The organism is Pseudomonas sp. SB113 (assembly GCF_040754745.1).
In the GTDB taxonomy this organism is placed as follows: domain Bacteria; phylum Pseudomonadota; class Gammaproteobacteria; order Pseudomonadales; family Pseudomonadaceae; genus Aquipseudomonas; species Aquipseudomonas grimontii.
Map to the genome: position 1 here is coordinate 145,791 of NZ_JBFMHW010000002.1, position 17,021 is coordinate 162,811.

Below are 17,021 nucleotides of genomic sequence, written 5' to 3' on the forward strand. Positions count from 1 at the left end.
TATTCTCCAATCGATTAAAAAGTCAGGACCAGCGGCGGAAGATCAGCGACGTGTTGACGCCGCCAAAGGCAAAGTTGTTGTTCATCACGTAGTTGTGGTGCATCTCGCGAAATTCACCCTGCAGGTAATCCAGCTCGCCGCATTGCGGGTCGACTGAGTCCAGGTTGAAGGTGTGCACGTACTGGTCGCGGTTCATCATCTCGATGCTGAACCATGACTCCAGCGCACCGCAGGCGCCCAAGGTGTGACCGAGGAAACTTTTCTGCGAGCTGATGGGCATGTGGCTGCCGAACAGGCTGCTGGTGGCCTGGGTTTCGGCGATGTCACCCTGGTCGGTGGCGGTGCCATGGCCGTTGACGTAGCCGATGGCGTCCGGGGTGAGCCCGGCGTCTTCCAGGGCCAGCTCCATGGCGCGGCGCATGGTTTTCTGTTCCGGGCGAGTGGTGTGCTGGCCATCGGCATTGCTGCCGAAACCGACGATCTCGGCATGGATATGCGCACCCCGCGCCAGTGCGTGTTCCAGCTCTTCGAGCACCAGCATGCCGGCGCCTTCGCCGATCACCAAACCATCGCGGCCGCTGTCGTAGGGGCGTGGGCTGGTCTGTGGCGCATCGTTCTTCAGGCTGGTGGCATACAGTGCGTCAAACACCATGGCCTCGGTGGGGCACAGCTCCTCAGCGCCGCCGGCGAGCATCAACGGCAGGCGGCCGAACTTGATCGCTTCATAGGCATAGCCGATGCCCTGGCTGCCGCTGGTGCACGCGCTGGACGTGGGGATCAGCCGCCCGGTGAGGCCAAAGAAGATGCTGATATTCGCCGCCGTGGTGTGGGGCATCATGCGCACGTAGGAGTTGGCATTCAGCCCCTCGGCCACCGAGTTCAGCAGCATATTGCCGAAGGCCTTGATCTCATCGGTACTGCCGGTGGACGAGCCACAGGCCACACCCATGCGCCCGTCCTTGATCGACTCGTCACCGAGCAAACCAGCGTCCTTCAGCGCCTGCTCTGCCGCCCACACCGCCAGGCGCGAGACGCGGCCCATGCTGCGCAGCTGCTTGCGCGTCCAGTGGGCGGGCACGACGAAATCATCGACCGGCCCGGCCAGGCGCGTGTTCAATTCGGTAAAGCGCTCCCACTCATCCATGCGCCGGATGCCGCTGCGGTTGGCGCGGAAGTTGGCCGAGATCGTCTCCCAATCGCCGCCCAGGGAGGTTATGCCGGCCATGCCGGTGACGACTACACGTTTCATCAGCACAGGCCTCCATTCACGGCCAGGACCTGGCGCGTGATATAGCCGGCTTCGGCCGACATCAGGAAATTCACCGCGCCGGCGACTTCTTCCGGGGTGCCCATGCGTTGCGCCGGGATCATCTTCATCAGTTCTTCCACCGGTACGTTCTCATCCAGCATGGCGGTATCGATCAAGCCGGGCGCAACGCAGTTGACGGTGATCTTGCGCTTGCCCAGTTCGATGGCCAAGGCCTTGGCCGCACCGATCAGGCCGGCCTTGGAGGCGCTGTAGTTGACCTGGCCACGGTTGCCGATCAGCCCGGAGACCGAGGTGATGCACACAATGCGCCCGGCGGCGCGCCGACGAATCATCGGCATCATCACCGGGTGCAGCACGTTGTAGAAGCCATCGAGGTTGGTGCGCAGCACCACGTCCCAATCGTCTTCCGACAAGGCCGGGAAGGCGCCGTCGCGGGTCAGGCCGGCGTTGAGCACCACGCCGTAATAAGCACCGTGTTGCTCCACGTCGGCTTCAAGGATTTCCTTGCACGCGGCGCGGTCCGCCACGTCGAATTGCAGCACCCGCGCCTGGCGGCCCAGGGACTCGATCTCGAGCTGCACCGCGTCGGCTTCGGCCCGGCCACTGCGGCAATGCAGCACGATGTCATGCCCGGCCTGGGCCAGGCGCAGGGCAATGGCGCGGCCGATACCACGGCTGGAGCCGGTGACCAGTACGGGTTCAGTCATGGCGTTTCGTCCTTCGATTCATCTAAATAGTTGGCCGCCTGGGGCGGTCTAAATACATTCAGGCGCGCGCTGGCCTGGATACCGCTACCGGTAAGGTGGCATTCGAACACACCCATGCCGTTGTCGTCTTCCAGGGAACGCAGGCCGTGGATGCTCAGCTCGGTGCCGGCCGGGAAGTGTTCCACGTTGCACTCGAACTTACGTGTACCGAGCAGGAAGCCCAGTTCCACCGCTTCACCCTTTTGACGGGCGCGGCAGCCGGCGTAGGCGGCGACGCTCTGCGCCATCAACTCGATGCCGACCCAGGCCGGCAGGCTGCCGTCAGGGCGGTTGAACAGGCCGTCGGGCTTGACGGTGAGGCGGGTGCGAATCTGCTCTTCATCGAACGACAGCACCTGGTCGATCAGGATCATGTCGCCCGCGTGGGGCAGCAGTTCGGCAAGTGGCCAATCGGTCATGGGGCCTCTGCAATTATCAGGCTGACGTTGTTGCCACCGAAGGCAAACGAGTTGCTCATCAGGCAGGGTTTTTCCAGGGTTTCGCCGCTGAGTGCCCATCGCAAGGCGGGCAGCGTGGGGTCGGCCTGGCCGTCCCACACATGCGGCGGCACCCGGCCGTGGGCCAGGCTCAGCCAGCAGAACGCGGCTTCCAGCGCACCGGCCGCGCCCAGGGTGTGGCCGCTCATGGGTTTGGTCGACGAGCAGGCCACGCCTTCGGGGAACAGGCTGGCGACGGCGAGGCTTTCCATGGCGTCGTTGTGTTGGGTGGCGGTGCCGTGCAGGTTCAGGTAGCCGATCTGCCCGGGCTGCACTTTCGCGCTGGCCAGTGCCTTGCGCATCGCCTGCAACGCGCCTTTGCCGGTGGGTTCCGGCGCGGAAATATGGTGCGCATCGCAACTCGCACCGCTGCCCAGCAGGGCGATCGCCGCCGGCGTTTTAGTCATCAGGAACAGCACCGCCGCTTCGCCGATATTGATGCCGTTGCGGTTCACCGAGAACGGATTGCAGCGCGCGTTGGACACCGCTTCCAACGCGCCGAACCCGTTGAGGGTCAGCTTGCACAGGCTGTCGACGCCGCCGCAGAGCACCGCGTCGCACACCCCCAGGTCGAGCAGGCGTTGTGCGCTCATCAAGGCCCGGGCGCTGGAGGTGCAGGCGGTGGAAATCACATAGGTCGGGCCGCTCAGTTGCAGCCAGTCGGCGAGGAAGTTCGCCGGGGCGCTGAGTTCCTGTTGCTGGTAGTCGTAGTCGCTGGGGAAGTGCCTGTCGCGCAGGTATTGGGCGATACCGCGGCTGGCTTCGTCGATGCCCGAGGTGCTGGTGCCGAGCACAATCCCGACCCGCGAGGCGCCATAACGGTGGATCGCCTGGCGAATCTCGCCCTCGATCTGCAGCGCCGCTTCCAGCAGCAGTTGGTTATTGCGGCTGCTTTGCTGGCCGAGTTCCGTCGGGATGGTCGCCAGCTCGCCGTGCACACTGCCTACCGGCAGCGTGCGCTCCGGCACCCAGCCGCTTTCGGCGCGCATCCCCGAGCAGTCGCCGGCAAACAGGCTGCGGCTCACCTCGGCCTGGCCCCGGCCGAGGGCGCAGATTACGCCCAGGGCGTTGAGGTAGGCGGTCATCGCGCGGTACCCAGTGGTGTGATGCGGTAGCTCAACGGCTGACCGGCCATGTTCACGCTGAACACTTCGGAGGACTGATACACGATCTGCCAATGGCCCGGAAGGGTACGCGTAAGGTCCATCGCCTGGGCGCCGGGATAGAGCGCACGCACGTCATCCGCCGAGGTCAAGGCAAACAACAGTGCGGCAAACAGCTCGCGCGCCTGGGGATTGGGCGGCAGCAGACCGTCGGCCTGCCATTGGCCATCGATCAGTTTTTGCCGGGCCTGGGGAATGCCCAGCGGGTCCATCATCGACCAACGGATTGCGCCACCTTCGCGTTGGATCACCAGCAGCCAGTCCTGGCTCTGGCCGTCTGCCAGGCGCTGCACGTGCAGTTGTATCGGCAAGGCCAGGGCCGGGTTTTTTTCAGGCAGCGGCGGCTGGCTGGCGCAGGCGCTCAGCAGCAACAGGCAACCGATCAACAGGGCGCGCATCATGGTGCGGCGCTCGCCAGGGGTTTGCGTGCTACGCAGTTGACCAGGGTTTCTTCACGCTGACCCACCGGTGGCGGAGTACGCAGGCCCCAGCGCTCCAGCAGACCGAAGTCGCTGGAACGGCTCCACCACAGGTATGGGTACGAAACGTTCTGCGGGCCGAACTCAAAGCCCTGCTCGCGGAGCATCTCCAGGTACTCTTCGGCGCTTTTCTGCACATGCATGGGGTGGCGGAACAGCCAACGAATGACCCAGGTGTCGATATAGGCTTCGGTGGATTCGGCAAACAGCAAGTAACCGCCCGGCTTGAGCACCCGGTAAAACTCCTTGAGTGCGCGATGCTGTTCAACCAGGTGATGGAAGGTCTGGTGGCAGAACAGGATGTCGACGCTGGCATCCGGCACATCGAGGGTGGCGCAGTCGCTGCCGATCAATTCGACGGCCAGGCCCTGGCGCGCGGCTTCGACCTTGCTCAGTTCCAGGCTGTGGGGGTCGGCATCCAGGCCGATCAGGCGTTCAGGGGTAAACACCTGCTGCAGGTATTGGAACGACTTGCCCTGGCCGCAACCAGCGTCCAGCAGCACCGGCGCCTCGGGCAGGGGATCGGTGAACAGGCTGCGCAGGTCGTTGATTGCCACACGCAATACATGGTGCTGCCAGGTGTGGCTGCGCAGGAACCAGAAGCCGAACTTGGTTTCTTCGACGTAGTTTTTACTCAGGTATTGAGACGTCATACCGGTTCACTCGCACAAATTTCCGACAACATCCGCAACCGCCGCTTGGGCTCGCTGACAAACGGGTTGCGTTCGTCCCACGCGTAACCCGCGAGGATTGAACTGATCATCCGGCGAATCTCCGGCGAACTGTCGGGGTGGAAAATCACATCCTGGAACGTCCCCGCATACCAGCCTTCGACGTAGCAGCGGAAGGTGTCGACACCGCGCTTGAGCGGCTCGGCAAACTCGGTTTGCCAATCCACGGTCTCGCCTTTGAGCTGACGATGCAGCACGCCAGCGGCCATGCTCGCCGAGCGCATGGCGATGGTCACGCCGGAGGAGAACACCGGGTCGAGGAATTCCGCCGCATTGCCCAGCAGCGCAAAGCCTGGGCCGTGCAGGGTTTTGACGTTGGCCGAGTAGCCGCCGATGGTGCGCGCTGGCGTGTCCCATACGGCGTTATGCAGCACGCCGGACAGGCTCGGGGTTTCGTCGATAAAGCCGCGCAGGCAGGCGTCGAGGTCAGCGTCGCGACCGTCGAAATGCTCCTTGGCCGCGACCACGCCCACCGAGCAGCGACCGTTGCTGAACGGGATGGTCCAGAACCAGATATCGCGCTTGGTAGGGTGAGTGGTTATCAGAATCTTGGTGCGGTCGAAGCCTGGGTGTTCGATGCGGTCTTCAACGTGGGTGAACACTGCCTGGCGCAGCGGGAAATTCGACGGCGCCTCCAGGTCGAGCAGGCGCGGCAGTACGCGGCCGTAGCCGCTGGCATCGAGCACGAACTTGGCCTTGATGTGGTACTCGCTGCCGTTCTCGCGGCGCACATGCAGGTAGCGGCACTCACCGGAGAAATCCACGCCGACGATGGTTTCGCCGTAGCGGATGTCGACGCCTTGCTGTGCGGCCTGATCGGCCAGCAACTTGTCGAACTCGCCGCGCTGCACCTGGAAGGTGGTCGGCTTGCCGTTGCTGAAGGTGTCACCGAAATCAAATGCGCTGTAACGCTCGCCCCAGGCAAACGCGGCACCGGTTTTTACCTGGAAACCCGCGGCCTGCACGGCGTCGAGCATGCCGGCTTCTTCGATGAAATCGATGCAGTGCGACAGCAGGCTTTCACCGATCGAAAAGCGCGGAAAATGCTGGCGCTCGATGATCAATACATCATGCCCTTTGCGTTTGAGCAGTGCGGCAGCAATCGCGCCGGAGGGCCCGGCACCAATCACCACGACCTGGCGACGTTCCATTTCAACTATGGGCACGAGGGCTCCTTGCCGCTTTGGCGATAATCACATTCATGAGGCATGTTTCCGTTGGCCGGCCCAGGGCGCCAGCATAAAGCTGAATGCCAGGCCCAGGCTGACCGACAGGCCGAAATTACTCACTGCTGGTGTGCTGGACACGGCCAGCAGGCCGAACGACAACCAGGTCGTCAGCGCTGCCAGCAGCGTCCCTAAAAGGCTGACAGCAGGACCGCCGATCTGTTCGCGCATCAAAATCGCATAATCAACACTGATGGCCGTGACCAGCAGCAGCCCGAACAGGCTGAACAGGGTCAACGGCTGGCCCAGCCAACCCAGGCTGGCCAGGCTGCACAGCGCCGCCAGCAGCGGCAGGGCGACGATGCGCAAGGCCCCGCCAAAGCCGAACGGCAGGATCAGCAACAGCACGATCAATACGCACGACATCAACTTCAATTCGGCGGCGCTGATCTGCGTGTCGGCGAACACACGGTTCAAATCACCGAGGCGATCCACCAACTGCACGCCGGGTAGGTCCACGGCTTGCACCCGCAGCAGCGCCGGGTTGTTCAAGCCCTGCAGACTGACCATTGCCGCGACACCGCCGTCCACCGGGCCGAGCCACAGCGTGCGCCAGGGTTCGGCCAAGGGGCCCGCCAGCGCAGCGTCGATGTCTTCGGTGGGCAGCGCTTGCAGTTGCGCGACTTCGGCTTGCAGGGCACTGGCGGGCACGCCGAGGTCCAACAGCGGCTGCCAATGGTGTGGGAGTGTGTTCAGGGCATCGCGCAGTTGTTGCTGCTCGGCGGGTAGGCTGACCAGTTGGTTGAGCGCCAGGTAACCCTGAAGCTTGTCCATATTCACCAGTTGGTCCAGGCGTTGGCCCAGGGCGGCTTGCCGCTCCAGCAACTGCGGCTGGTTATCCGCCCGGATCAGGAAAAACTGGCTGGTGGGCTGGAAGCCGGTAATGCGTGCCACCGCCTGCGCCTCTTGCAGCAATTGCGGCGGCGCGCCGATCCACTGGCGAATATCGTTTTTGCTGTTCAGCTGCCACAGGCCACCGGCGCAGAACAGCAGCACCCACGCCAGCAAAAATGGGCTCGGCACGCGCTTGAGCAAGGAGGCCCGCACCAGCCACAGGCACTCGGCGATGCGCAGCGGCCATTGTGCCGGGCGCAGTTCGACACCCTTGAGCAAAGCCGGCAGCAGGCATACCGCTGACAGGTAAGCGCCGACCAGCCCCGCAGCGGAGAACACCGCGATTTGCGTCAAGGCCGGAAACGGCGTCCAGGCCAGCGCCAGGTAGCCGATGCAACTGGTGGCCAGGCTCAGGCTCAGCCCTGGCAGCGTCAGGCGCAATGCCGGCCAACTGCGCCAGGGGGTCATGCTCCAGCTTTTCGACAGGTAGTGCAGCGGGTAATCCACCGCGACGCCGATCAGGCTGGAGCCGAGCACCAAGGTCATCACATGCATATGGCCGAACAGCGCCACGCAGGTGACGGCGCCAAACAGCATGCCCACCAGCACCGGTACGAACGCCAGCAGCACTCGCCAGCGGCGGAACGCCAGCAACAGCAACAGCAGGATGCCGACGGTGGCGCCGCCGCCAACCCAGGTGATTTCCCGCGTGGCCTGCTGCTGGCCATTGGCGGCGTAGAGCAAACCGCTGGCGGCGAGCAATTGCGCGCCGTGTTCGCCGGCCTGCGTGCGGCTGGCCTGGAGCAAATCCGCCACTTGCAGCGGCAGTTTCATGTCGAAGGCATTGCCGGTGGTACGTGCGCGCAGCAGCACCCAGCTCTTGCCGTCGGCGTCGGCGATCAAGGCGCCGCTGCCGATGTCCAGTTGCACCGAGCCGTGTTGCGGCTGGCTGTTCTGGATGCGTCCGGTCAGGCCGAGCCAGTCGTCCTGGCTCGGCACCAGGCTGAAGCCGGTGAAGGGGTCGAACAGCGACTGCACCCGTTGCTGGATGAACGCGTCGGGGTGGTCGATCAGTTGTTCGCGGTCCTTGGCCGAGAGCATCGCCAGCCGCCCGCGCAGCAACTGCTCACGCAGCGCCGGCAGGTCGGCTTGCAGGTTCCATTGGACCTTCTCGAACAGGCCGCTGGCCTGCCAACGCTCGCCCAATTGCTGCGCCACGGCCACCGCTTGTTGGCGATCGGCGTGCCCCACCAATACCAGCATTTCGCGGTTGAGCGGCTCCTGCATGCGCTGTTCGGCCTGCAACTCCAAGGCATCCGGCGTACTGCCCGGGACCAGCTCCATCAGGTTGGCCGACAGCGGTGCACCGTGGCGCCATTGCCAGCCGGCCAGGGCCAGCACGGCCACCAGCAGGATCAGGAACAGGCGGGGCAGCAGGCGCTCACTGGGCAAAGTCATGTTGCTCCGCGTCGCTCAACGGCTGGCTGGCCGTACTGTCCTGCATGCGCAGCAAGGTGCTGTCGCCCTGGGTTTCCAGCAGTTCGATGGTGTGTACCAGCTCACCGCCGTCGATATTGATCTGGGTGAATACCTGCTTGAGCAGTAGCGAGCGCGGGATCAGCGTGAGTTTCCATTGCTGGGCTTCGCCTTGCAGTTGCAGCTCGAAGTCACGCTGCAAGCCGCTGCTGTCGCCCTGGAGCACGGCGAGGAACAGACGGTTCTGTTCGGCACCGGCGCTCTTGTTCGGCAGCAGCTGCCAGCCATTCGCGTCACGTCGGGCGATGCCCTGGGCGCTGATGCGGTAGTCCTGTTGCAGCGGGGTTTTCAGCAGCCACAGCAGGCCGTGGTCCTTGGCCAGGACGAAGGTGCCCTTGCTGACCAGCGGTTGCGGTAGCGCCCGCAGGTGTTTTTCCTGGATGAAGCTGCCGTGGATCACTGAAGGTTTGGCCAACTGGTCGCTGAGTTGTTGCAGGTCGAAGGCCTGGGCTTGAAGCGACAGCAGCAACGCGCCGAGGAAGGTGATCAGTTTCATGACAAGGCCCTGTCGACGGCGTCGGTGAATACTTTGGGCGAGGCCAGCTGCATCTCGCGACTGGCGATTTCCACCGCCACTTGCACAGTGCTGGCGCGGGTCAGGCGCTCGCCGCTGGCCAGGTCGGTGATCAGGTAATTGACCTTCAAGCGGTTCTCCCACTCCACCAGACTGGCGCGCACGTTGATCGTCTGGCCGAACATCGCGCCGCGCACATAGCGCAGTTGCATGTCGATCACCGGCCAGGCGTAGCCGGCTTCGAGCATCGCCGTGTAGTTATGGCCGATCTTGTCCAGCAGCGCGCAGCGTGCGACTTCCAGGTACTTCACGTAATGCCCGTGCCAGACGACGTTCATGGTGTCGACGTCAAAAAACGGCACGAGGATTTCGGTGTCGCTGTGTAATACGCCAGGGCTACGCATGCAGCCTCCAGTGTTGCTCGGCGATGCGTTGCAGGCACAGGCGCAGTTCGCCTTCGAGGGCGCGGTCTTCGATGACCGGCGGGAAGTCCTGGGCCAGCTCTGCATGCATGGCCGCCAGAGCCGGCGGCAACGGGCGTGCGTCGTTGGCCTGGGCGCGCAGCCACACGCCCTGGTTGGCGGCGAGCAGGGTGGCGGCGGCGACCTGTTCGGTCAGCTCCAGCACACGGATCGCATCGCGGGCGGCGATGGTGCCCATGCTCACCTTGTCCTGGTTGTGGCATTCGGTGGAGCGCGAGAACACGCTGGCCGGCATGGTGTTTTTCAGGGCTTCGGCGGTCCAGGCGCTGGTGCCGATCTGCACGGCCTTGAAGCCATGGTTGATCATCGCGCGGTCAGCCGGTGCGCCGGACAGGTTGCTCGGCAGGCCGTGGTTGTAGCGCACGTCTACCAGCAGCGCGAGCTGGCGGTCGAGCAGGTCGGCGACGTTGGCCACCAGGGTCTTGAGGCTGTCCATGGCAAAGGCGATATGCCCGCCGTAGAAATGCCCGCCATGCAGCACGCGTTCTTCTTCGGCGTCGATGATCGGGTTGTCGTTGGCGCTGTTCAGTTCGATCTCGATAAACGAACGCAGCCAGTTCAGGCTGTCCGCCAACACACCGAGCACGTGCGGCGCGCAGCGCAGTGAGTAGCGGTCCTGCAGGCGATGCAGCGGCGCGGTCGGCGCGTCGATCGCCAGGTCCTTGCGCAGCCAGGCGGCGACTTGCATCTGCCCCGGATGTGGCTTGGCGGCGAACAGGCGCTCGTCGAAGTGTTCCGGGTTGCCTTGCAGCGCCACCACGTTCAGTGCGGTGATGCGCGTGGCCAGTTGCAGCAGGTAGTCGGCGCGGGCGAAGGCCAGGCAAGCGATGCCGGTCATCACGGCGGTGCCGTTCATCAGCGCCAGGGCCTCCTTGGGGCGCAGTACCAGCGGCTCCCAGCCGAGTTCGCGGTGCACGTCGGCCGCCTGGCGACGCTCGCCACGGAACAGCACGTCGCGCTCGCCGGACAGGGTCGCGGCCACGTAGGACAGCGGCGTCAGGTCACCGCTGGCGCCCACCGAGCCTTCTTCCGGGATCAGCGGCAGCACGTCGTGTTCGAGGAACGCATGCAGGCGCTCCAGCAGTTCCACGCGCACCCCGGAGACACCGTGGCACAGCGACTGCAAGCGCGCCGCCAGCACGGCACGGGTAGCTTGGGCGTCGAGCAACTTGCCCAGGCCGCAACCGTGGAAGGTGTACAGGTGACGCGGCAGGGCCTCGACGTGTTGCAACGGCACCGCGACCACGCAGGAGTCACCGTAGCCGGTGGTTACGCCGTAGATCACGCCTTCTTTGTCCAGCAGCGAGTCAAGGAACTGCGCGCCCTTGGCAATGCGCTGGCGATACGCGGCATCGCTTTGCAGCTGGGTAGGCACCTGACGGTTGGCCAGGGCCAGCACGTCTTCGATGCGCAGGGGGCGTTCGCCAAAGGTTACCGGCTCAAGATGCGTCGTCATCGGTCTTCCAGAAAGGGTAAAAGTTGAACCATTGTTGGGGCGCTTCCAGGCAGAACTGGCCCAGGCGTGCGGCGTAGCGCGCGGTCCACAGGGCAATGACCTGCTCGCGGGTGCTGCGTTTCCATTCGATCAATTGCGCGAAGGGCTCGATGGTCAGGCGATAGCGGCCCTGGTGTTTCAGGCACATCAGCAGGTTGACCGGGCATTTCAGCAGGCCCGCCAGCAGCCACGGGCCTTGGGGGAAGGCAGCGTCATGGCCGAGGAAATCCACGCGCACCGTGCGCCCGCCATGCAACGGCACACGGTCGCCGGCAATCGCCAGCCATTCGCCGTCGTCCAGGCGCTGGCTGAGCAACAGCATGGTGGCCGGGTCCAGCTCGCTGACCTGGATCAGGCGCAAGTGGGTGGCCCCGGCTTCGCCCAGCAGGCGGTTGAAGCGTTCGGCGTGCTTGGTGTGCACCAGCACGTTCATGGTGACCTGTTCGCCGATTTCCGCCAGCGCGCGGCACACTTCGAGGTTGCCCAAATGTGCGCCGACCAGCATCTGCCCGCGCCCGCCACGCAGTCGCCCGCGCAGTTTCGCCGGGTCGTTGATCTCGATCTGTTCCAGGCGCAGCTTGCCGTTCCACACGTCGAGCTTGTCGAGCAGGGCGTCGGCAAAGGCCATGAACTGGGCGAAGACTTTGCGCTGGCTGGGGCGCAGTTCATCGCGCCCGCTCCAGTCGGCCAGGCGCTGTTGGTATTGCCAGGTGCTCTGGCGCGCGGTGCGGCTGAACAGGAAGAAGTACAACACGATGCCATACAGCACCGGGCTCAGCAGGCGGCGGCCGAGGACCTTGGCGGCGAGGGCGGTGAATTTCATCAGCCAGTAGCTGCCGCGCTCTTCGCGGTCGGCCCAATGCTTGGTGCTGTCGCTCATGCCTGCCACCGTCGCCACAGGATCAGCGGTGCACGCACCAACATGCCGAAGAACAGTCGGGTGTGCATGGCGCTGATGCGTACGTTGTCGCGGAACAGGCGGAAGTGCGACAGGCCGTCGGCAGGGTAATGCACCTGGGTCGGCAGCCAGCGCATCGGCTGGTTACGCCAGGCCAGGCGCACCAGGATGTCGGAGTCGAAGTCCATGTGCGTGCCAATGTAGGCCGAGTCCATCAGGGCTAGCACGGGTGCCAGCGGATACACGCGAAAGCCGCACATCGAGTCGCGGATCTGCAGCGACAGGGTGTTGATCCACACCCACACGTGGGTCAGGTAACGCGCGTACAAACGGCCCTTGGGCACGCTTTCGTCGTATTCCGGGTAGCCGCAGATGATCGCGTTGGGCTGCCTGCGGGATGCGTCGATAAATGTCTCGACTTCGCGCAGGTCGTGCTGTCCGTCGGCGTCGACCTGCAAGGCGTGGCTGAAGCCCAGGCGCGCCGCTTCGCGAAAGCCTGCCATCACCGCGCCGCCCTTGCCTTGATTGTTCGGCAGGGTCAGCAGGGTGACGTTATCCAGGTCCGCCAATTGCGCCAGTACCGCTGCGCAGGCCGGGCTGCTGCCGTCGTCGACCAACAGGCACGGCAGGCCGCTGCTCAACAGGCTGTGGACCACGGCGGGCACTGCGGCTTCGTGGTTGTAGACCGGGATCAGGGCGCAAGGGTTATGCATGGGCGGCTTCCAATTGGATCCGGCCGCTGGAGCAGGCGGCGACGCCGTTGCGGTAGGCGAAATACAACTTGCCGCGTTCCTGGTCGAAGCGCAGGTGCAGTTCGATACGGTCGCCGGGGCGCACCAGTTGCTGGAACTTGAGCACTTCCATGCCGGCAAAGGTCGACGGCAGGTCGAGCAGTTGCTGGCCCAGGTTGAATGCCCATTCCACTTGGACCACACCCGGCAATACTGGGGTTACCGGGAAGTGCCCGCTGAAGTAGGCCAGGTCCGGCGGGACGCTGAGTTGCACGGTCCATTCGCCGTTGGCTTCTACCTGCTCCAGCACTTCCGGCGCCTTGGGCCGGGGCGCCAGCAGCAGCGCGGCCACATCGGCCTGGGGCAGTTTGCCTTGGGCATTCAGCGGCAGTTGGCGCAGCAGGCGCCAGCGGCGCGGCAAGGCCAGGGCTTCGCAATGCTGGCTCAAATGTTGGCGCAGGGTTTGGGTGAGATTGCGTCGGCCCTGATTGCGCAAGGCATGCAAGCCATCGGCGCTCAACACCACCAGGGCGCCGAGGGATGCGCGGTTTTCCTGCACCACCCCCAGGCGCGTTTCGGCGACCCACGGGTGGGCCATCAGCGCTTGCTCCAACATCGGCAGGGAGATGCGTTTTTCTTCCAGCTTGACGATACGGTCCAGGCGCCCGAGCAGCTCGAAGCGACCATCGGCGTGAATGCGTGCCGCGTCAGCGGTTTGTTCTATATGCCCGACGGGCAAGTAAGGCGAGACGATGCGCAGTGCACCGTCGGCGTCCTGGCTCAGGTGTACGTCGGCGAACGGCTGCCAGGGTTGCGCGCCCTGGCGCCAGGCGATGCCGCCGGTTTCCGAGCTGCCGAGAATCTCTGTCGGCCATTGCTGCAAGCGCTCGTAAAGACTGCTGGCCGCCTCGATGGGCAAGGCACCGCCTGACGAAAATACCCGCGATACTTGGCTCAGCGCCGGCCAGTCGAGGTTGTCGCCCATGCGCTTGAGCAGCGCCGGGCTGGCGACCCAGGCGAATTGCGGGTGTTCGCGGCTGGCGCGCTGCATGTCTTCCGGAAAGGCCAGCTGGCGGCGCACAAAGGTGCGACCGGCGCACAGCGGCCACAGCACGCGGAACAGCAAACCGTAGATGTGCTGGGTGGCGACACTGCCGATGATGCAGGCGTCTTTCAGGTCTGCACCCCACAGGGCCTCCAAGGCCCGGACCTCATTGGCCAACTGGCGCAGGGTCTTGTCGATGCGCTTGGGTTCGCCGCTGGAGCCGGAGGTGCACAGGCTCAGTTGGCAGGTGTCCAGGTCGAGGGCAGCAGGGCTCAAGGGCGCTTGATACAACGCGTCCAGGTCTGCCGCTTCAGTCAGCCAGGTGTCGACAACCGCGTCCCAGCGTTGGCGGGTCTGGGGTTGCAGATCGGCGGGCAGCAGCACGCTGGCCCCGGCGCGCCAGGCGCCCAGCAGTGCAATCGCCAGCAGGCCTGCGTCTTCCAGGTGCAGGGCCAGGCGCTGGATACCACGCGCTTGCAACCCGGCCGCCAGGCTCAGGGAGTGCTCCCACAGCTGGGCGTGATTCATCGCAGGTTCGGTGGTCACCCAACGCTGTTCCAGCGGCTCGAGCAACAGGTGCTCAAGATTCAACCCATTCATACGCGGCCTCGAACCCTTTGTCGTACCAGCCATTCCACGGCAAACAACAGCCCCATCAGCCCGTAGGCGATCAAGCCGTTGTACAACGTCCACCAGCTCAACGGCGCCCACAGGGTGAGGGCGGCGGCGAGCAGGCCATTACACAGAAAAAACACGCACCACACCACGGTGACCTGGCGCGTATACACAATCGCGTGCGGCGGCAGTACCGGGTCGGTCATGCGTGCCAGACGCTCCACCATCGGCGGGCCGTATTTCAGGCTCAGGCCGAACAGCGCCAACATGAACGCACTGACCAGGCTCGGGTACCAACGCAACAGGCGCGGGTTATCGAACCAGGCCAGGGCCAGGCAAAACACGATCACCGCCAGCGCCATCCAGCGGCTGCCGGGGCGCGAAGCACCAGTGACCGCGCGCAACAGCCACAGGCTGCCCAGCAGCAGGCCGAATTGCCACGGCGCAAAGTGCTCGGTGCCGTAATACACCGCAAAGGGGTACAGCAGCCCCGCCAGCAACAGGCCAAGGCCGATCAGCCGGCTCATGCGGCAGGCTGGACCAGACGGTACACCGCCTCAACCACGTCGTTGACGGTGCGCACGGCCTTGAACTCTTCGGCGGCGATCTTCTTGCCGGTCTGGCGCTTGATATGGTCGATCAGGTCCACGGCATCGATGCTGTCGATTTCCAGGTCCTGATACAGGTTGGCGTCGAGGGTGACGCGCTCCGGGGGCAGTTCAAACAGTTCCACCAAGGCATCGCGCAGGGTGTTGAAAATATCGTCACGAGTTTGCATGGTCCGGTCTCAAGCTGCCTGTCTGGCCGTGACGAACGCCGCAAGGCTGGCCACGTTGGTGAAGTGATTGCGGGTGTCCTTGGCGTCGGCATCGATCTTGATACCGTACGTTTTCTGGATCGCCAGGCCCAATTCCAGGGCGTCTACCGAATCCAGGCCCAGGCCTTCGCCGAACAGGGTTTGGTCGCTACCGATATCGTCGACGCTGATGTCTTCCAGGCCCAGGGCCTCGATGATCAGCGCCTTTATTTCGCACTCAAGGCTGTGTTGGTCGCTCATCTTCGGCGAGCTCCTTAATAAAATAATGGTGCAGGTAATCGTTGAGCTTGCGTGAGGCCTGGGGCGCGGGCCCCAGTGTTGCGAATGCCTGTGGTTCTATATCGGCCCCCACCCGCAAACTGAAGTGAAAACGGCATTTCGGGATGCGATACCAGGGTTCGGCCTTGGTCAGGGTGGTGGGGCTGACCTTGATCACCACCGGGGTGATGATTGTCGCACCGCGCAGCGCAATGGCGGCGGCCCCGCGATGAAAGGCGGGCGCCATGCCGGGACGGGTGCGGGTGCCTTCTGGAAAGATGATCAGCGTCTGGCCTGCGCGCAGGGCGTCGGCAGCGGCATCGAGCATATCGGCACTGCCGTCATTGCTGATGTAGCCCGCGTCGCGAACCGGGCCACGCATGAACGGGTTTTGAAACAGGCTTTGCTTGACCACGCAATTGGTCTGGCGCATCAGGCCGATGAGGAACACCACGTCGATCAGCGACGGATGGTTGGCGACGATCATCTGACCGGGGCGGCCGAGCTTGTCGGCGCCATCGACGCTGAAAGTAAGGATGCCCAGGCGCTGCATCATGCGAATAAAGAACCAGAAGAGGCAACTGATGGTGTGGCGGGCGCGCCGCTGGTGCTGCTTGGCATCCCCCGGCAGGCAACTGAGCAGTGGAAACACCAGCAAGCGCAGGCACAACCCGCCCACGCCAAACAGGAAGAAGCTGGCGGCAGTGGCGAACAGGCGCCAGTAGTAGGCATCCCGTGGCTTATCGTTCACGACTTGCGTTGCCAGTTCCATACACGGTTCTTCCAGGCATGTTGGCAGGCGCCCTGTTTGGTAAGCAGGGTGCGCAGCAGGTTCAGGGCGTGGGGCCACTGGGTTTGAGTGGGTTGGACAGTGCCGGTGGTGAGTTCCAGTTGCCACTCGTCGCCTGGTGTCAGCAGCAGGCCGAGGGCGTAGGGAAAGGGCACGTCAACGATCCAACTGGCGTAGGCCTCGGGCGGCTGTTCTTCGGTGATCACCAGCAATACCGCCGGAGCGCCTTCGTTGAGCAGGGCGGCGGCTTCGAGCATGCCGTGCTCCAGGCCATCGCCGGCGGCGGCGAGGGCCGTCATTTCGCTGGTTTCATTGCGCAGGATCGACCACAGGCCAATCACTGCGTTATGCACCGACAGGCTGAATTGGGTCGGCGACAGCGGCTGGTCGTTGGCCAGGTCGCTGAGGATGTCCAGGGTGCGCGGGGTTTCGCCGTGCCGGGAAACAAACACCAGCGGCAGCGCTTGCAGGCCGTCGGCCAGCGGCCAGCCCACGCTGAACGCCATGCGCGCCAGGCGGCTCAGGCGGCGGCGCTGCATGGCCGGCAGGAACGACACGTCGGGCGAGGCATCGCTGGCAGGCAGCAACACCGGGGCCTGGCTCCAGGCGAGCCAGTCGTCCACGCTTTCCAGGCCAGGAGCCCAGGCGCGCCATTGGGCGATGTTGAAGTTGATCACTGAGAAGTTATCCCGCCCCTGCGGGCTTCCGTGTGCGGCTTTTGGCCCCGAATACCGGGACAGGGAGCAATCGCCGAGTGGCGCGCATTATCCCGGTGCTGTGGGGTTCTAGCAAACTTTGGTAAAGAATTGTTCACGGCTGATTACACATGGGTGGGAAAGATTTACGGATTGTCCTTCACCGGACGCTGAGTTGGATTGTCGGACCGTTCCTATT

The 17,021-nt window shown here is 64.3% G+C and carries 19 protein-coding genes; all 19 read right to left on the reverse strand.

All coding sequences use genetic code 11. The features are described from left to right. Window positions 1–22 precede the first annotated feature (22 nt). The 19 genes from AB1462_RS03485 to AB1462_RS03575 are packed head-to-tail and all read right to left on the reverse strand — an operon-like array spanning window position 23 to window position 16,804. Window positions 23–1,249: a beta-ketoacyl-ACP synthase gene (locus AB1462_RS03485; protein ID WP_259193410.1), complete on the reverse strand. Its 1,227-nt coding sequence runs from the start codon at window positions 1,247–1,249 to the stop codon at window positions 23–25. Beyond that, on the reverse strand, window positions 1,249–1,977 hold the full coding sequence (fabG, locus tag AB1462_RS03490; RefSeq protein ID WP_090400953.1) for a 3-oxoacyl-ACP reductase FabG: 729 nt from the start codon (window positions 1,975–1,977) through the stop codon (window positions 1,249–1,251). The genes AB1462_RS03485 and fabG overlap by 1 nt, the downstream gene beginning before the upstream one ends. After that, window positions 1,974–2,435: a hotdog family protein gene (locus tag AB1462_RS03495; protein ID WP_090400952.1), complete on the reverse strand. Its 462-nt coding sequence runs from the start codon at window positions 2,433–2,435 to the stop codon at window positions 1,974–1,976. The genes fabG and AB1462_RS03495 overlap by 4 nt, the downstream gene beginning before the upstream one ends. After that, window positions 2,432–3,598, reverse strand: a complete 1,167-nt coding sequence (locus AB1462_RS03500; RefSeq protein ID WP_259193409.1) for a beta-ketoacyl-[acyl-carrier-protein] synthase family protein — start codon at window positions 3,596–3,598, stop codon at window positions 2,432–2,434. Before AB1462_RS03500 ends, AB1462_RS03495 begins: the two co-directional genes overlap by 4 nt. Further along, window positions 3,595–4,077, reverse strand: a complete 483-nt coding sequence (locus tag AB1462_RS03505; protein WP_259193408.1) for a hypothetical protein — start codon at window positions 4,075–4,077, stop codon at window positions 3,595–3,597. The genes AB1462_RS03500 and AB1462_RS03505 overlap by 4 nt, the downstream gene beginning before the upstream one ends. Further along, window positions 4,074–4,808: a class I SAM-dependent methyltransferase gene (locus tag AB1462_RS03510; RefSeq protein ID WP_367246178.1), complete on the reverse strand. Its 735-nt coding sequence runs from the start codon at window positions 4,806–4,808 to the stop codon at window positions 4,074–4,076. The genes AB1462_RS03505 and AB1462_RS03510 overlap by 4 nt, the downstream gene beginning before the upstream one ends. Further along, window positions 4,805–6,052 carry an NAD(P)/FAD-dependent oxidoreductase gene (locus tag AB1462_RS03515; RefSeq protein ID WP_259193407.1) on the reverse strand — a complete coding sequence of 416 codons (1,248 nt, stop codon included), beginning with the start codon at window positions 6,050–6,052 and terminating at the stop codon, window positions 4,805–4,807. The genes AB1462_RS03510 and AB1462_RS03515 overlap by 4 nt, the downstream gene beginning before the upstream one ends. Before the next feature lie 33 nt (window positions 6,053–6,085). Then, window positions 6,086–8,398, reverse strand: a complete 2,313-nt coding sequence (locus AB1462_RS03520) for an MMPL family transporter (protein WP_367246267.1) — start codon at window positions 8,396–8,398, stop codon at window positions 6,086–6,088. After that, window positions 8,388–8,978 (reverse strand): outer membrane lipoprotein carrier protein LolA, encoded by a 591-nt coding sequence (locus tag AB1462_RS03525; protein ID WP_090400946.1) that lies wholly within the window; start codon window positions 8,976–8,978, stop codon window positions 8,388–8,390. The genes AB1462_RS03520 and AB1462_RS03525 overlap by 11 nt, the downstream gene beginning before the upstream one ends. After that, window positions 8,975–9,400, reverse strand: a complete 426-nt coding sequence (locus tag AB1462_RS03530) for a thioesterase family protein (RefSeq protein WP_090400945.1) — start codon at window positions 9,398–9,400, stop codon at window positions 8,975–8,977. The genes AB1462_RS03525 and AB1462_RS03530 overlap by 4 nt, the downstream gene beginning before the upstream one ends. Then, a complete protein-coding gene (locus AB1462_RS03535) occupies window positions 9,393–10,934 on the reverse strand; it encodes an aromatic amino acid ammonia-lyase (protein ID WP_315335784.1) in 1,542 nt (513 codons plus the stop codon). The genes AB1462_RS03530 and AB1462_RS03535 overlap by 8 nt, the downstream gene beginning before the upstream one ends. Continuing rightward, window positions 10,918–11,853 (reverse strand): glycosyl transferase, encoded by a 936-nt coding sequence (locus tag AB1462_RS03540; RefSeq protein WP_090400943.1) that lies wholly within the window; start codon window positions 11,851–11,853, stop codon window positions 10,918–10,920. Before AB1462_RS03540 ends, AB1462_RS03535 begins: the two co-directional genes overlap by 17 nt. Next, the gene (locus tag AB1462_RS03545) at window positions 11,850–12,584 is read right to left on the reverse strand and encodes a glycosyltransferase family 2 protein (protein WP_131696843.1); all 735 of its coding nucleotides are present in this window, start codon (window positions 12,582–12,584) and stop codon (window positions 11,850–11,852) included. Before AB1462_RS03545 ends, AB1462_RS03540 begins: the two co-directional genes overlap by 4 nt. Further along, complete coding sequence (locus AB1462_RS03550; protein ID WP_367246181.1) at window positions 12,577–14,247, reverse strand: AMP-binding protein; 1,671 nt, start codon at window positions 14,245–14,247, stop codon at window positions 12,577–12,579. The genes AB1462_RS03545 and AB1462_RS03550 overlap by 8 nt, the downstream gene beginning before the upstream one ends. Continuing rightward, window positions 14,244–14,789 carry a hypothetical protein gene (locus AB1462_RS03555; RefSeq protein WP_090400940.1) on the reverse strand — a complete coding sequence of 182 codons (546 nt, stop codon included), beginning with the start codon at window positions 14,787–14,789 and terminating at the stop codon, window positions 14,244–14,246. Before AB1462_RS03555 ends, AB1462_RS03550 begins: the two co-directional genes overlap by 4 nt. Then, window positions 14,786–15,040 carry an acyl carrier protein gene (locus tag AB1462_RS03560; RefSeq protein WP_003187949.1) on the reverse strand — a complete coding sequence of 85 codons (255 nt, stop codon included), beginning with the start codon at window positions 15,038–15,040 and terminating at the stop codon, window positions 14,786–14,788. Before AB1462_RS03560 ends, AB1462_RS03555 begins: the two co-directional genes overlap by 4 nt. Before the next feature lie 9 nt (window positions 15,041–15,049). After that, complete coding sequence (locus tag AB1462_RS03565) at window positions 15,050–15,319, reverse strand: phosphopantetheine-binding protein (protein ID WP_090400939.1); 270 nt, start codon at window positions 15,317–15,319, stop codon at window positions 15,050–15,052. Further along, a complete protein-coding gene (locus tag AB1462_RS03570; protein ID WP_090400938.1) occupies window positions 15,297–16,109 on the reverse strand; it encodes a 1-acyl-sn-glycerol-3-phosphate acyltransferase in 813 nt (270 codons plus the stop codon). The genes AB1462_RS03565 and AB1462_RS03570 overlap by 23 nt, the downstream gene beginning before the upstream one ends. Beyond that, a complete protein-coding gene (locus AB1462_RS03575; protein WP_090400937.1) occupies window positions 16,085–16,804 on the reverse strand; it encodes a beta-ketoacyl synthase chain length factor in 720 nt (239 codons plus the stop codon). The genes AB1462_RS03570 and AB1462_RS03575 overlap by 25 nt, the downstream gene beginning before the upstream one ends. Window positions 16,805–17,021: the final 217 nt, after the last annotated feature.

Bases quoted from the DNA above. Each gene is read 5' to 3' on its own strand.
- AB1462_RS03550 (WP_367246181.1), bottom strand. From the start codon at position 14,247: ATGAATGGGTTGAATCTTGAGCACCTGTTGCTCGAGCCGCTGGAACAG.
- AB1462_RS03510 (WP_367246178.1), bottom strand. From the start codon at position 4,808: ATGACGTCTCAATACCTGAGTAAAAACTACGTCGAAGAAACCAAGTTC.
- AB1462_RS03540 (WP_090400943.1), bottom strand. From the start codon at position 11,853: ATGAGCGACAGCACCAAGCATTGGGCCGACCGCGAAGAGCGCGGCAGC.
- AB1462_RS03555 (WP_090400940.1), bottom strand. From the start codon at position 14,789: ATGAGCCGGCTGATCGGCCTTGGCCTGTTGCTGGCGGGGCTGCTGTAC.
- AB1462_RS03565 (WP_090400939.1), bottom strand. From the start codon at position 15,319: ATGAGCGACCAACACAGCCTTGAGTGCGAAATAAAGGCGCTGATCATC.
- AB1462_RS03530 (WP_090400945.1), bottom strand. From the start codon at position 9,400: ATGCGTAGCCCTGGCGTATTACACAGCGACACCGAAATCCTCGTGCCG.
- AB1462_RS03525 (WP_090400946.1), bottom strand. From the start codon at position 8,978: ATGAAACTGATCACCTTCCTCGGCGCGTTGCTGCTGTCGCTTCAAGCC.
- AB1462_RS03495 (WP_090400952.1), bottom strand. From the start codon at position 2,435: ATGACCGATTGGCCACTTGCCGAACTGCTGCCCCACGCGGGCGACATG.
- AB1462_RS03500 (WP_259193409.1), bottom strand. From the start codon at position 3,598: ATGACCGCCTACCTCAACGCCCTGGGCGTAATCTGCGCCCTCGGCCGG.
- AB1462_RS03485 (WP_259193410.1), bottom strand. From the start codon at position 1,249: ATGAAACGTGTAGTCGTCACCGGCATGGCCGGCATAACCTCCCTGGGC.
- AB1462_RS03535 (WP_315335784.1), bottom strand. From the start codon at position 10,934: ATGACGACGCATCTTGAGCCGGTAACCTTTGGCGAACGCCCCCTGCGC.
- fabG (WP_090400953.1), bottom strand. From the start codon at position 1,977: ATGACTGAACCCGTACTGGTCACCGGCTCCAGCCGTGGTATCGGCCGC.
- AB1462_RS03545 (WP_131696843.1), bottom strand. From the start codon at position 12,584: ATGCATAACCCTTGCGCCCTGATCCCGGTCTACAACCACGAAGCCGCA.
- AB1462_RS03505 (WP_259193408.1), bottom strand. From the start codon at position 4,077: ATGATGCGCGCCCTGTTGATCGGTTGCCTGTTGCTGCTGAGCGCCTGC.
- AB1462_RS03570 (WP_090400938.1), bottom strand. From the start codon at position 16,109: ATGGAACTGGCAACGCAAGTCGTGAACGATAAGCCACGGGATGCCTAC.
- AB1462_RS03560 (WP_003187949.1), bottom strand. From the start codon at position 15,040: ATGCAAACTCGTGACGATATTTTCAACACCCTGCGCGATGCCTTGGTG.